This is a genomic window from Herbaspirillum sp. SJZ106 (assembly GCF_006715495.1).
Classification (GTDB): domain Bacteria; phylum Pseudomonadota; class Gammaproteobacteria; order Burkholderiales; family Burkholderiaceae_D; genus Herbaspirillum.
On record NZ_VFNI01000002.1, the window covers coordinates 847,760 to 860,527 of the forward strand.

Annotated in this window: 12 protein-coding genes; 6 read left to right on the plus strand and 6 right to left on the minus strand. The window is 64.5% G+C overall.

From position 1 onward, the window contains the following. On the minus strand, positions 1–2,169 hold the full coding sequence (locus FB598_RS09065; protein ID WP_141913484.1) for a TonB-dependent siderophore receptor: 2,169 nt from the start codon (positions 2,167–2,169) through the stop codon (positions 1–3). A 67-nt stretch (positions 2,170–2,236) separates the two neighbouring features. Further along, a complete protein-coding gene (gene mltB / locus FB598_RS09070) occupies positions 2,237–3,439 on the minus strand; it encodes a lytic murein transglycosylase B (RefSeq protein ID WP_141913483.1) in 1,203 nt (400 codons plus the stop codon). Between the two features lie 180 nt (positions 3,440–3,619). Here mltB and FB598_RS09075 point away from each other — a divergent pair, with 180 nt between their 5' ends. Then, complete coding sequence (locus FB598_RS09075) at positions 3,620–4,561, plus strand: histone deacetylase family protein (RefSeq protein WP_141913482.1); 942 nt, start codon at positions 3,620–3,622, stop codon at positions 4,559–4,561. A gap of 16 nt (positions 4,562–4,577) precedes the next feature. On the opposite strand, the gene FB598_RS09080 is transcribed toward FB598_RS09075, so the two are convergent. After that, complete coding sequence (locus FB598_RS09080) at positions 4,578–5,444, minus strand: LysR family transcriptional regulator (RefSeq protein ID WP_141914180.1); 867 nt, start codon at positions 5,442–5,444, stop codon at positions 4,578–4,580. Positions 5,445–5,585: 141 nt separating this feature from the next. Between FB598_RS09080 and FB598_RS09085 the strand changes: the two genes are divergently transcribed. Both FB598_RS09085 and ylqF read left to right on the plus strand, forming a co-directional pair. Next, complete coding sequence (locus tag FB598_RS09085) at positions 5,586–7,007, plus strand: MFS transporter (protein WP_141913481.1); 1,422 nt, start codon at positions 5,586–5,588, stop codon at positions 7,005–7,007. Between the two features lie 122 nt (positions 7,008–7,129). Beyond that, positions 7,130–8,089 (plus strand): ribosome biogenesis GTPase YlqF, encoded by a 960-nt coding sequence (gene ylqF, locus FB598_RS09090; RefSeq protein WP_141913480.1) that lies wholly within the window; start codon positions 7,130–7,132, stop codon positions 8,087–8,089. Positions 8,090–8,199: 110 nt separating this feature from the next. Here the strand turns inward: ylqF and FB598_RS09095 are convergent, their stop codons facing one another. From FB598_RS09095 to FB598_RS09105, 3 genes are all read right to left on the minus strand, one after another. Continuing rightward, a complete protein-coding gene (locus FB598_RS09095; RefSeq protein WP_141913479.1) occupies positions 8,200–9,000 on the minus strand; it encodes a MetQ/NlpA family ABC transporter substrate-binding protein in 801 nt (266 codons plus the stop codon). 81 nt (positions 9,001–9,081) lie between these two features. Continuing rightward, positions 9,082–9,735 (minus strand): methionine ABC transporter permease, encoded by a 654-nt coding sequence (locus FB598_RS09100; RefSeq protein WP_141913478.1) that lies wholly within the window; start codon positions 9,733–9,735, stop codon positions 9,082–9,084. Then, positions 9,725–10,774, minus strand: coding sequence for a methionine ABC transporter ATP-binding protein (locus tag FB598_RS09105; protein ID WP_141913477.1), 1,050 nt, complete (start codon positions 10,772–10,774; stop codon positions 9,725–9,727). Before FB598_RS09105 ends, FB598_RS09100 begins: the two co-directional genes overlap by 11 nt. Positions 10,775–11,443: 669 nt before the next feature. On the opposite strand from FB598_RS09105, the gene FB598_RS09110 reads away from it, so the two are divergent. The 3 genes from FB598_RS09110 (at position 11,444) to FB598_RS09120 (ending at position 12,407) form a co-directional block, all read left to right on the plus strand. Next, entirely contained in the window at positions 11,444–11,833 is a 390-nt protein-coding gene (locus tag FB598_RS09110; RefSeq protein WP_141913476.1) for a DUF4148 domain-containing protein, read from the plus strand. Positions 11,834–11,913: 80 nt separating this feature from the next. Next, on the plus strand, positions 11,914–12,156 hold the full coding sequence (locus tag FB598_RS09115) for a type II toxin-antitoxin system Phd/YefM family antitoxin (protein WP_141913475.1): 243 nt from the start codon (positions 11,914–11,916) through the stop codon (positions 12,154–12,156). Further along, the gene (locus FB598_RS09120; protein ID WP_141913474.1) at positions 12,153–12,407 is read left to right on the plus strand and encodes a type II toxin-antitoxin system YoeB family toxin; all 255 of its coding nucleotides are present in this window, start codon (positions 12,153–12,155) and stop codon (positions 12,405–12,407) included. The genes FB598_RS09115 and FB598_RS09120 overlap by 4 nt, the downstream gene beginning before the upstream one ends. The last annotated feature ends 361 nt before the right edge of the window (positions 12,408–12,768 follow it).

Sequence of the window (12,768 nt, forward strand, 5' to 3'; positions counted from 1 at the left end):
TCAGAAATCGTATTGCAGCGACAGGCGCGCGGTGCGCGGCGCGCCCAGGTGCAGGTAGCTGTCGCCCAGGTATTGGCCGGCATCCTTCCAGTAGCGCTTGTCGAAGAGGTTGTCGACGTTCAGGCGCAGCGTGGTCTCATGTCCGGCCAGGCGCAGCTTGTAGCGCAGGCCGGCGTTGAACACGTGCACGGCCGGCAGGCTTACGCTGCCGTCGCGGGTGGCCGGCTTGCTGCCGCTGTAGAGCCAGCTGCCCATCACATTCAGGCCCTCCGCGCCGGGCACCGCATAGTCGGCGTAGACCGCGCTGCGCAAGCGCGGCACGTTGACCACCTGCTGGCCGTCGTAGGCGGCGGTGCCGGTGTCGCTGGCGCGCGCGCGGGTGACGGCCATGCTGGCGCCGACCTGCAGGCGCGGCGTGAGCTTGCCGTTGGCGCCGAGTTCGATGCCGGTGTTGGTTTGCTGGCCTTGCTGGACGTAGGTGAAGCCGAAGGGGCTATTGTCGGGTTGTTGATATTCGTAGGCCTTGCGGATGCGGAACACTGCGGCAGTCAGGTTCAGGTCGGGCGAGACGTCGTATTTGACGCCGGCTTCCAGTTGGCGCGCCACCGAGGGCGGCAGCGTGGTTGGGTAATTGCTGACCCAGAACGGCGCCGAGGTACCCAGCGACAGCGTCTCTGCATAGCTGCCGTAGATCGACATGTCGTGCATCGGCTTGAAGATCAGCGCCAGTTGCGGCAGGAAGATATTGCGGCCGGTATGGCGGGAGATGCTGCCGTCGCTGTTGAACGCATCTTCGTTGAGCCACACCTGGCGGCCGCCGGCGATGGCTTGCCAGCGTTCCGAGAACTGCAGGCGGTCGCTGAAGAACAAGGCCTTCTGGCGGCTGTCCAGGTTGCGATAAGAAGGGCCGGGCGCATCGGTGGCCGCCGGCAGCGCGGGCGTGCCGGTATAGATGTTGCCGCTGCCGACCCAGCTATTGAAGATGCCGTCGGACTTGTCCACCACGCGGCGCGACATGGCCGCGCCCACGGTCAGCTCGTGGCGCACGAAGCCGGTGGCGAATTTGCCGGTGACGGCGGCCTGCACTTCATCGTTGCGGCGTGTGTCGTCAGGGCTGCGATAGTCGTACACATCGAAATCGCCGTTGGCCGCGAAATACGGCGAAGCGCCGCTGCCGTAAGGGAACGCCAGGTAATCGTCGATCACCGCGCGGCTGCGGCCGGCCGTGATGTAGCCGCGCCAGTCGCTGTTGAATTCGGTGTCCAGGCGCAGGTTGTAGTTCAGCGAGGTATCGCGCACCGGCTGCGCCCAGGATTGCGGCGTGAGCATGGTCGAGGGCGACACGCCGGACGGGAGCGCGGCGCCGCCCAGCAACTGGTAGCCGGCCACCGAGCGCTGCGACTTTTGCTGGTATTCGGCATTGAACTGCAGCAGCGTCCTGGCGCTGATGGCCCAGGAGGCCGCCAGCGAAGCGAAGTCGCGCCAGCCGTCGGCGTGGTCGACATACGAATGGATGTCTTCGTGCGCGGCATTGATGCGCAAGCCGAACTGCTTTTGCGCGCCGAACAGGGCGCCAAGGTCGGTGGCGAGGTAGCGCGAACCATTGGAGTCGGTGCCCAGCATCACCGAGCGCACGTCGGCAGGGCGCTTGGTGACATAGTTCACCAGCCCGCCGGCGGCGACCACGCCGGCCTGCAGGCCGGCCACGCCCTTCAGGAATTCCACGCGCTCCTTGTTCTCCAGCGCGATGGTCTGTTCGCCGGCCACGGTCAGGCCATCGATGCGATAGGCGCTGGCCGGATCGAGCGTAAAGCCGCGCACGCTGAAGTTTTCGTAATAGCCCACCGGCGCATAGTTCTCGCCGATCGACGCATCGTTCTTGATGACGTCCGACAGCAGGCGCGACTGCTGGTCGCGCATCTGCTGGCCGGTGACCACCGATACCGAGGCCGGGGTGTCGAGCAGCGGCGCGTCGTCGAAGCCGGCGACGGCGGCCGAGCGGGCGCGCGTTTCCGATTTGCCGGCGCCGCTGGCGGTGACGTTCACCGTCGGCAGGCTGTCGCCGGATTCATCGCGGCCGTCGGCGGCGCGGGCGGCGCTGGAGATGCCAAGGGAAGTGCCGGCCAGCGTCAGCATCAGCGTCGAGGCCAGAGGAGCAATACGTTTCATCTTTACTGAAGTCATGAAGCGCCGGGGACGTTGCCCGGCGCCGTTTGTTATCGGATCTGGATTAGGATCATCGGTTGCGCGCGGCGGCGACGGCGCGACCCAGTTCGGCCACCGACATCGCGTAGAAGTAGCTGCGATTGTAATGCGTGATGGCGAAGAAGTTATTGGTCGCCAGCCAGTACTCAGTCGGGCCGGTGCCGTTTTGCAGGTCGACCAGGCCGAAGCGCATGCCGGCCGGCAGCGTGGGAGCGCTCACGGTCGCGCCGGCGGCTTGCAGTTGCTCTTCGGTGTATTTGGCTTCCAGGCCCTGGTTCAGCAGGCCTTCCCACTGGCGGTTGTCGGACGACACCGTGGTCGGGAACGCCACCGGCTCGCCGCGCTGCCAGCCATGTACGGCGAGGTAGTGCGCCACGCTGCCGATGGCGTCCACCGGCGAATTGCGCAGGTCGATTTTGCCGTCGCCGTCGAAATCGACCGCATATTCGCGGATGCTGCCCGGCATGAACTGGGGCCAGCCGATGGCGCCGGCGTAGGAGCCGCGCAGCGACAGCGGGTCGATGTGGGCGTCGCGCGCCAGCAGCAGGGTGTTTTCCAGCTCGCCGCGGAAGAAGGCCATGCGGGCATCGCGGTTGGGCGTGTTCGGATAGTCGAAGGCCAGCGTGGTGATCGCATCCATTACGCGGAAGTTGCCGGTGTTGCGGCCGTAGACGGTTTCCACGCCGATGATGCCGACGATGATTTCCATCGGCACGCCGTACTGCGCCTCGGCGCGCGCCAGGGCGACGCCATGGGTGTTCCAGAACTCGACGCCGGCGTTGATGCGCACCGGGTCGATGAAGCGCGCGCGGTAGGCCGCCCAGTTCTTGGGTTTGTTGCTGGGCGCCGGCTTGATCAGCTGGATCGCGGTGTCGAGGTAGCGCGTCTGCGCCAGCAGCTTGTTGAGTTCGGCGCGGTCGAAGCCGTTGCGCTCGACCATCTCATCGATGAAGCGCCTGACGTCCTTCCACTCATTGAAATTGACGAACTCGCCCTGTTCTTCCGGCAGGGCCTTTTTTTTCACCGGGGCCTTCCTGGCCTGCTGGGCCTTGGGGGCCGTCTTGCGCTCGCCTGGCTTGGCGTGCTGCTTGTCCTTGGCCGGCTTGCTTTTGTTCTGGGGCTTGGCCGGCGGCGTCGCGGACTGGGCATGCAGGGCCGGCGGCAAGGCACACAAGGCGGAAAACAGCAGGGCGGAGGTCAGGACGGGCAAGCGGCGAAGCGATGTGATCGGCATGAGGCGGCAGTCTGGAAGGAGGGGCGAAACAAGCCTGGAAGTATACCGCATCGGGCCTCGCGCCCCGGACTGGTGCGTGGCCGGCCAGCCGCCGCCGCGCGGCGCGATGTACACTAGCCGCATGAGACATGTTCGGGCCAGCCGCCATCTTGGGCTTGCCTGCCGGATACAAGAGCAACAATGACTACCGCCTTCTATACGCACGCCGATTGCCAGCGCCATGAAATGGGAGACTGGCACCCCGAGACGCCGGCCCGCCTGCAGGCCATCGAGGACCAACTGATCGCCAGTCGCATCGACCAGTTCCTCGACCGCCGCGACGCGCCATTGGCCGACCCGGCCGAACTCGAACGCATCCACAGCGCCGCCGCCGTCGACCGCATCCGCGAGCACAGCCATGCGCTGGCATTGTCGGGCGAGCCGTATTACTCCCTCGACGGCGACACGCTGCTCAACCGCCACAGCTGGCAAGCGGCATTGCGCGCGGCCGGCGCGGCGCTGGCGGCGACCGACGCGGTGCTTGCCGGCGAACTGGATAACGCCTTTTGCTCGGTGCGCCCGCCTGGCCACCATGCCACGCCCGACCAGGCCATGGGTTTTTGCCTGTTCAACAACGTGGCCATCGCCGCGCGCCATGCGCTGGATGTGCATGGGCTGGAGCGGGTGGCGGTGGTGGATTTCGACGTGCACCACGGCAATGGCACCGAGGACGCCTTCGCGCACGATGCCCGCGTGCTGATGGTGAGCTTCTTCCAGCATCCTTTCTACCCGTTCTCAGGAGGCGGTCCGGCCGAGCCGCATATCGTCAACGTGCCGGTGCCGGCCTATACCGACGGCAACGCGGTGCGCCAGCTGGTGACCGACAAATGGCTGCCGGCGCTGCGCGCGCATCGCCCGCAGATGATCTTCATCTCGGCCGGCTTCGACGCCCACCGCGAGGACGACATGGGCCAGATGGGGCTGGTGGAGGCGGATTACGCGTGGATGACGCGGCAGATCATGCAGGTCGCCAAGGAGCATGCGCAGGGCCGCATCGTCAGCTGCCTGGAAGGCGGCTACAACCTGTCGGCGCTGGGGCGCAGCGTGGTGGCCCACCTGAAGGTGCTGGCCGATCTGGACTGAACCGGCTCAAGCCGCCTCAAGCCGCTTCATAAGCCGCGATGATCGCATCGGCCACCGCCCGCACCCGTGCGGTGCGGTTGAGGTCGCTGTGCAGCACCAGCCACATGTCGTACGGCTCGTTGCGCTCGGGCCAGATGCGCACCAGTCCGGGCATGGAGTCGCCGACATGGTCGGGCAGTTCGCCCAATCCCATGCCGGCCGCGACGCATTCGGCCAGCATCAGGCCGTTGCTCACTTCTATCGCAATGTTGGCATTGGCACTGGATTCGCCGCAGACCTGGTCGGCCATGTGCGGCGCCAGCGTGCGCTGGTAGGCCACCACGTCGTGCCCCTTGAGCGCGGTGCCGGGTTCCGGCAGGCCGCGCTTTTTCACATACGCCTTGGAGGCATAGATGCCGGTGTATAGGCGCTTCAAGTGGCGCGCGATCAGGTCGGGGCTGTCGGGGCGAACGGTGCGTACCGCGATGTCGGCTTCGCGCTTGGTCAGGTTGGTGATCTGGGTCGAGGTGGAGAGCACCACGCGGATATTCGGATGCGTCTCGCGCAGCTGGTGCAGGGCCGGTATCAGGAAGTGGCGCGCGGCGCTGTCGGTGGCGGCCAGGCGCACCACGCCGCACAAGCGCTCATCGATGCCTTGCATCTGGCGCAACAGCTGCTCGGCCCCTTGCTCCATGCGCTCGGCCGCGCCGGCCGCCAGTTCGCCGGCAGGCGTGGGAACGTAGCCCGAGGGGGTGCGCAGGAACAGGCGCGCGGCCAGCGATTTTTCCATCGCCGCCAGGCGCCGGCCCACCGTGGCCTGGTCGATCTCCAGCTGCTCGGCTGCCGCGCGCAAGGTGCCCTTGCGGTAAAGCGCCAGGAATACCCGCGCATTGTCCCAATCCATCGCTGCCATCATGTGGTCCTTCCATGTGTTCATCATGCAAATTTGCATCAGAGTGCCGATCTTATACCTATTTATTGCATCATGACGGAAGCCTACAATCCGTTGATCGCGCGCATGTCGCGCTATCGCCGAAAGAATCTGATGTCATCCGTGCAATGTTCCAACCCGGCCGTCGCTGCCGTTCCTGTCGTTCCCGCCCCCCGCGCCGGCATGCTGCCGCTGGTGGCGCTGGCCATCGGCTTTGTCATGGCCATGCTGGATGTGACCGTGGTCAACGTCGGCTTGTCCAATATCTCGGAGAACCTGGCCGCGCCATTGTCCACGCTGGTGTGGATCGTCGACGGCTACACGCTCACCTTCGCCGCCATGCTGATGGTGGGCGGCGCGCTGGCCGACCGTTTCGGCGCCAAGCGGCTCTACCTGACCGGCCTGTTCCTGTTCGTGGCGGCGTCGCTGTTGTGCGGCGCCGCGCCCAACGGCCCGTTCCTGGTGGCGGCGCGCCTGCTGCAGGGTTTGGGGGCGGCGTTCTTCATGCCCAGTTCGCTGAGCCTGTTGAGCCACGTCTACGAGGACGACCGGGTGCGTGCCCGCATGCTGGGCGTGTGGTCGGCCACCGTGGGCCTGTCGGCCGCGGTCGGCCCGCTCCTGGGTGGGGTATTGATCCACTGGCTGGGCTGGCGCAGCGTGTTCCTGATCAACGTGCCGGTGGGCATCGTCGGCCTGCTGATGGCGCGTTCGCTGATCCCGCAGGCGCCGCGCCATGAGCGCGCGCTGAACCTCTACAGCCATGTGGTGGGCGTGGCGATGCTGGCCGGCGTGTCCTTCGTGCTGATCCAGGGGCCGGTGTACGGCTGGGGCTCGGCGCGCATCATCGCCGGCATGGCGCTCACGCTGCTGGCGGCCGTCGCGCTGGTGCGGCATGAGCTGCGCGGCATCGCGCCGCTGCTGCCCAAGGCCCTGTTCGCCACGCCGCAGTTCGCCGCCGCCAACGGCATCGGCTTCCTGATCAACTTCAGCGTCTACGGCAACCTGTTCTATCTGGCGCTGTTCCTGCAGCAGGGACGCGGCGCCGATGCGTTGCAGACCGGTTTGCAACTGGTGCCGATGATGGCGGTGATCTTCATCGGCAACCTCACTTCCGGCCGCATGTCGGCGCATTGGGGGCCGCGCGTGCCGCTGCTGCTGGGGTTGTCGGCGGGCGCCGTCTTTACCGCGCTGGCCATGGGGCTCACGCCAGCCACGCCGTACTGGCTGCTGGCGCTGGTTTGCGCGGCTGCCAACCTGGGGGTAAGCACCGCCATCCCGGCCATGACCGCGGTGGTGATGCAGGTGGCCGGCCGCGCGCACGCCAACAGCGCCGCCGCCGCGCTCAACGCCAACCGCCAGATCGGCGCGCTGGTCGGCGTGGCGGTGATGGGGGCGGTGCTGCATACCTTCGACGGCTGGGGCGTACGCAATCCGCTGGCCTTCGGCATGATGGCGGCGGCTTACGCGCTGGCGCTGTGGCTGGTCTGGCGCTTTGTCGGGGTTGTCGGAAAGGAATTGGCCGCACGCGGCGCCTGAACGCCGCGTTTGCCGGGAAACCCGCCCGCATCTGTTGCGCGGCGGGTTCTTTTTTGGGGGCTGGGTGCGCGCAAGCCGTAAAATAGCGGCTTATCACTCAAGTGCAAGAAAGAAGAATCCGCATGTCCATCCAATGGTTCCCTGGCCACATGAACGCCGCCCGCAAGAAGGCGGCCGAGGCAATGGAGAAGGTCGACCTGGTCATCGAAGTGGTCGATGCCCGCTTGCCCCAGGCCAGCTGCAACCCGATGATCGAGCAGCTGCGCAACGCCCGCCAGCGGCCCTGCCTGAAGATCCTCAACAAGACCGACATGGCCGACCCGGCCGCGACCCAGGCCTGGATCAACCACTACAACAGCCAGAAGGGCGTCACCGCGGTGGCGCTGTCGTGCAAGAAGCCTTCCGACGTGGCGCGCGTGCCCAAGCTGGCGCTGCAGGTGGCGCCGCACCGCGGCACCGTGTTGAAGCCGCTGCGCATGATGATCATGGGCATCCCCAACGTCGGCAAGTCCACGCTGATGAACGCGCTGCTGAAAAAGCGCGTGGCCGCGGTGGGCGACGAGCCGGCCGTGACCAAGACCCAGCAGCGCCTCTACCTGGGCAACAACATGGTGCTGATCGATACCCCCGGCATGCTGTGGCCCAAGATCGAACACCCCAGCGACGGCCTGATGCTGGCCGCCAGCCATGCGGTGGGCAGCAACGCACTGATCGAGGAAGAGGTCGCGACCTTCCTGGCCGATCTGCTGTTGCAGCGCTATGCGCAACTGCTCAAGGCGCGCTACGGCTTCCAGACCGAAGGCATGGATGGCGTGGCGGTGATCGAGGGGGTGGCGGCCAAGCGCGGTTTCCGCCTCAAGGGCGGCGACTACGATTTCGAAAAGGCCGCACATACCTTCCTGCAGGACTACCGCAGCGGCGCGCTCGGCCGCATCTCGCTGGAAACGCCGGCCTCGCGCGCCGAACTGCTGGCCAGCTACCAGCCCACCGACAATCCCGATGCGCTGTCGGAAGACGACGAGGATGAAGAGGAAGAATACGACTGGCGCAACGCGCCGGATCCTCGCGGCAGCCGCGATTAGATCAGGCCTGAGCGTCGCCCCATGAAAAAAAGCCACCAAGGTGGCTTTTTTTCATGGGCGTCCGGCAGCGCCGGACGCTTTAAGCGATTACCCGATTACCTGGTGACTGATTACCACGAGGTGATCACCGAACCCTTGTACTTTTCCAGCACGAACTTCTTCACTTCCGGGCTGTGGTAAGCCTTGACCAGCTTGGCGACCCAGGGCTTGTCCTTGTCGGCGGCGCGGATGGCCAGCACGTTGGCGTAGGGGCCGGTCGAGGCTTCCACGGCGATGGCGTCCTTGGTCGGCGACAGGCCGGCCGATTCGGCGAAGTTGCCGTTGATCACGGCGGCGTCGAAGTCATCCAGCGAGCGCGGCAGCTGGGCGGCGTCCAGTTCGATGATCTTGACCTTCTTCGGGTTCTCGACGATGTCCAGCGGGGTTGCCTTCAGGCCGGCGTCGGCCTTGAGCTTGATCACGCCCTTGGCTTGCAGCACCAGCAGCGCGCGGCCGCCGTTGGTCGGGTCGTTGGGCACGCCGACGCGGGCGCCTTGCTTGAGTTCATCCAGCGACTTGATCTTCTTGGAGTACACGCCCATCGGGAAGGTGATGGTGGTGCCCACGCTCACGAACTTGTAGCCGCGATCCTTGATCTGGGCGTCCAGGTAGGGCTGGTGCTGGTAGGAGTTGGCATCCAGGTCGCCGCCGGCCAGCGCCGCATTGGGCTGGATGTAGTCGGTGAATTCGATGATCTGCAGCTTCAGGCCATCCTTCTCGGCCAGCTTCTTGACCTGTTCCATGATCTCGGCGTGCGGGCCGGCGGTCACGCCGATCTTGATCGGCTTGTCCTGCGCCAGCACGGGCGCGGAGATCAGGCTGGCAGCGATACCCAGGCCTGCGACGAATTGAATCAACTGACGACGGTTCATGACTTTCCTTTCAAGCTTTTTTAATGATCGCAGCGGGTAGCTGCGGTTTGTTTTCCATACTGCGCGCTGTGGTTTTCGCTTTTAGCGATGGCTCAGCTTGCGCACCAGCAGGTCTCCCAGGGACTGCACCAGCTGCACGAAAACGATCAGGATCAGCACCACCGCCACCATCACTTCCGGCAGGAAGCGCTGGTAGCCGTAGCGGATGCCCAGGTCGCCCAGGCCGCCGCCGCCGATCGCGCCGGCCATGGCCGAATAGCCGACCAAGCTGACGAAGGTGATCGTGAGACCGGCGACGATACCAGCAAACGCCTCGGGCACCAATACCTTGTAAATGATTTGCCCGGTGGTCGCGCCCATGGCCTGGGCCGCTTCCACCAGGCCGCGGTCGACTTCGCGCAGGGCCGACTCGACCAGGCGCGCGATGAAGGGCGCGGCGGCAATCGTCAGCGGCACGATGGCCGCGGCGGTGCCGATCGAGGTGCCGACGAAAAAGCGCGTGAACGGGATCACCGCCACCAGCAAAATGATGAAAGGCGTCGAACGCACCGCGTTGACCAGGAGGCCGGCGATGCGGTTGAAGGCCGCGTTGGGCAGGATGCCGTTGCGGTCGGTCAGGTGCAGGGCGATGCCCAGCGGCACGCCCAGCACCGAACCCAGCACGCCCGAGATGCCGACCATCATCAGGGTTTCGCCGAAGGAGCTGATAAACAGATCGATCAATTCAGATGACATGGTTCAGCTCCTCCACGACGACGCCCTGCGAGCGCAGGTATTGCATTGCATTGTTGATGTTTTCCTGGGTGCCGTTGGCGAGGATCGCCAGCGAGCCGAAGGCCTGGCCCTGGATCTCGTCGATCTGGCCGTGCAGGATGTTGAAGTCCAGGCTGTAGCGGCGCACCGCTTCCGACAGGTGAGGCTGGTCCACGCCCGAACCGGTGAAGGCGAAGCGGAACAGGTGGTCGGTGCCCTTGGTGGCGTCATTTTCCGCTTCGGCCTTGGCCAGGCGCGCGCGCAGGCGCTCCACCACGCCCTTGGGCAGCTCATGGGCGATCACGTCGCCGATCAGGGCGCGCGTGACTTCATGCTTGGGCTGGCGGAATACATCCAGCACCTCGCCTTGTTCGATCACCTGGCCGGCTTCCATCACCGCCACGCGGTCGCAGATGACCTTGATCACTTCCATCTGGTGGGTGATCAGCACGATGGTCAGGCCCAGTTCCTGGTTGATCTTGCGCAGCAGCTCCAGGATCGAACGGGTGGTTTCCGGGTCCAGCGCCGACGTGGCTTCGTCCGACAGCAACACCTTGGGATCGTTGGCCAGGGCGCGGGCGATGCCCACGCGCTGTTTCTGGCCGCCCGAGATCTGCGCCGGATAGCGGTCCTTCAGCGCCGACAGGCCGACCAGTTCCAGCAGCGGCTCGACCTTCTGCGCGATCTCGGCCTTGGATTTGCCGGCCAGCTCCAGCGGCAGCGCGATGTTGTCGTACACCGTGCGCGAAGAAAGCAGGTTGAAGTGCTGGAAGATCATGCCGATGCCGCGGCGCGCCTCGCGCAATTGTTGCGCGGAGAGGGCGGTCAGGTCCTGGCCGTCGAGCAGGATGCGGCCGGAAGTGGGGCGGTTGAGCAGGTTCAGGGTGCGCACCAGGGTGCTTTTGCCGGCGCCGCTGCGGCCGATGATGCCGAAGACTTCGCCCTTGCGGATCGACAGATCGACATTGCGCACCGCCTCGACACTGCCAAAGCGCTGGGTAACAGCTTGGATTTCGATCATGATGGGAATAGAAATGGCAGCGGGCCCGTGCTTCCGACCCGCCGCCATGGGAGCCTTCGCTGTTCAGGAAGACGCCGCAGGCGGGGACAAAACCACAAGTCTCCACTGCCATCGATATTTTTATAAGAAGCCGCTATTTTAAGGCGGCGGGGTTATAAGGGGAAAATAAATTTTCGCTTATGCATATAACCCAGGCGTCTTACGACGCCCCCCAAAGAGCAGGCCGCGCATGGGTTTGCGCTGCACCCGACAACGCCGGGGCCGGGCATTTTTCCATGCGGCGAGATTGCATCCCGTCAAGGATGCGGGGGCGACGATGCCGGCGATTGCCCTCGCCGTACCGGTCTTTGCGGCCTCGTTCCGCCTTCTCGTCCATTGACTGGATTGCTTGCTTCTTTTCAGGCTTCCCCATCTCCACCGGCTCCGGCCCTCCCCAAACGCGAGCCAGGTGCGTCAATACCTTAATTATTTCTTTTCTTGAAATTATCACTTGCAGGCGACGGCATTTTTCAATGTTTTGGTAAAGATTAAAGTGCATGTGCGGCCCGGAAGGCAGCCAGATTCTTCCGGCGCTACCGGCGCCTTATGCCGATTCATGCAAATGCAGCGAGGCGCAGAACAAGACCAAATTTGCATCAAGCCGTCTGAAAGAAAGTAAGAAAGCACATCATGAATACCCGTCATCTCCTCATCGCCCTCGCACTGGCCGCCACAAGCGGCGCCGTGCTGGCGCAAAACGTTTCGGTCCAAGCCCAGAACGTGCAAGGCAAGACCCGCGCCCAGGTTATCGAAGAACTCAAGCAGGCCCGTGCCGATGGCACCCTGACCGTGAGCGACTACGACTACCCCAGGCTGCCCGCTTTCGTTTCCACCAAGACCCGTGCGCAAGTGATCGAAGAATTGAAAGTGGCCAATGCCCAGGGCCTGGTCACGGTCGGCGACGCCGACTACCCGAAGCTGCCGGCATTCGTCTCCACCAAGAGCCGCGCGCAAGTGCAGGCCGAACTGGTCGAATACCAGAAGCATCCCGATCCGCAGGGCCTCTACCGCGGCTATTGATGGATCGCTCCGGGCGGCGCGAGAGCGCGCATTGCGCGCGCCGCCTGTGCGCTTGACGTTCATTGCAACAAGAGGATCCCATGTATTCCTTCAGCGCCAAGCAACTGGCCAGCCGGCTTTCCGAGCTCATCGAGCTGGCCGATATCGATGAAGTCGTCATCACCCGCGACAGCGGCGAGAATCTGGTCATCGTCAAGGAGTCGGTCTGGCGGGCCATGCAGGACACGGCCCACCTGTTCGCCACCGATATCAATTCCGACCGCCTGCTGCGCAGCCTGCAGCAGTTGCGCGCCGACTTGCTGTCCGAGCCGGAGGTCGAATGAAACTGCTGATGACCCCATTGGCTCAGGAGGACTTCGCCTTCTGGCGCCGCCAGGACAGCGAACTGGCGCGGCGCATCACCCGCTTGCTGCGCTGCCTGCGCGATGGCGCCAATCTGCCGGCGCAGCAGGTGGCGGTCTTGCCGTTGCGCTTGCCGGGGCTGAACTCGGTGCGCCTGTCATCCGAGCATCGTCTGGTATTCGAGCGCCTGCGCGACCGTATCGTCGTGCACCAGTGCCGGTTCCACTACTGAACCGCTGATACGGGTGCTTTGCGACGGGGCTGGAGCGGCCGTGCGCAGTATCGACTGCGTGCGCTGGCCGGGGCCGGGTGTTCATGTGAGAGAGGCCCATTCTCCAGGCTTGTCCTCCTGCGGGGCGGTTGGCGTTTTCCTTGCGCCTGCCGTGTGCCGCAGGTTTTTGCCGACCGCGTTCTGTGCGGGAACAAGAAATAAGATGTTGTTTATTTGCATCGTTTCTTGGTTTCATCCTGCCAAATGAATCGCGAGTCGGCATTTTTTGTTTGCATTGTCATGTTGCTTTATAGTTGCAATAAAGAGACATAAACACTATAAAAACAAGAAAAATAAAAAGTTAAATTGTTTGTGGAAATAA

Excerpts from the sequence above, each read along its gene's own strand:
- FB598_RS09065 (WP_141913484.1), bottom strand. The coding sequence starts at position 2,169 with ATGAAACGTATTGCTCCTCTGGCCTCGACGCTGATGCTGACGCTGGCC.
- mltB (WP_141913483.1), bottom strand. The coding sequence starts at position 3,439 with ATGCCGATCACATCGCTTCGCCGCTTGCCCGTCCTGACCTCCGCCCTG.
- FB598_RS09075 (WP_141913482.1), top strand. The coding sequence starts at position 3,620 with ATGACTACCGCCTTCTATACGCACGCCGATTGCCAGCGCCATGAAATG.
- FB598_RS09080 (WP_141914180.1), bottom strand. The coding sequence starts at position 5,444 with ATGGATTGGGACAATGCGCGGGTATTCCTGGCGCTTTACCGCAAGGGC.
- FB598_RS09085 (WP_141913481.1), top strand. The coding sequence starts at position 5,586 with ATGTCATCCGTGCAATGTTCCAACCCGGCCGTCGCTGCCGTTCCTGTC.
- ylqF (WP_141913480.1), top strand. The coding sequence starts at position 7,130 with ATGTCCATCCAATGGTTCCCTGGCCACATGAACGCCGCCCGCAAGAAG.
- FB598_RS09095 (WP_141913479.1), bottom strand. The coding sequence starts at position 9,000 with ATGAACCGTCGTCAGTTGATTCAATTCGTCGCAGGCCTGGGTATCGCT.
- FB598_RS09100 (WP_141913478.1), bottom strand. The coding sequence starts at position 9,735 with ATGTCATCTGAATTGATCGATCTGTTTATCAGCTCCTTCGGCGAAACC.
- FB598_RS09105 (WP_141913477.1), bottom strand. The coding sequence starts at position 10,774 with ATGATCGAAATCCAAGCTGTTACCCAGCGCTTTGGCAGTGTCGAGGCG.
- FB598_RS09110 (WP_141913476.1), top strand. The coding sequence starts at position 11,444 with ATGAATACCCGTCATCTCCTCATCGCCCTCGCACTGGCCGCCACAAGC.
- FB598_RS09115 (WP_141913475.1), top strand. The coding sequence starts at position 11,914 with ATGTATTCCTTCAGCGCCAAGCAACTGGCCAGCCGGCTTTCCGAGCTC.
- FB598_RS09120 (WP_141913474.1), top strand. The coding sequence starts at position 12,153 with ATGAAACTGCTGATGACCCCATTGGCTCAGGAGGACTTCGCCTTCTGG.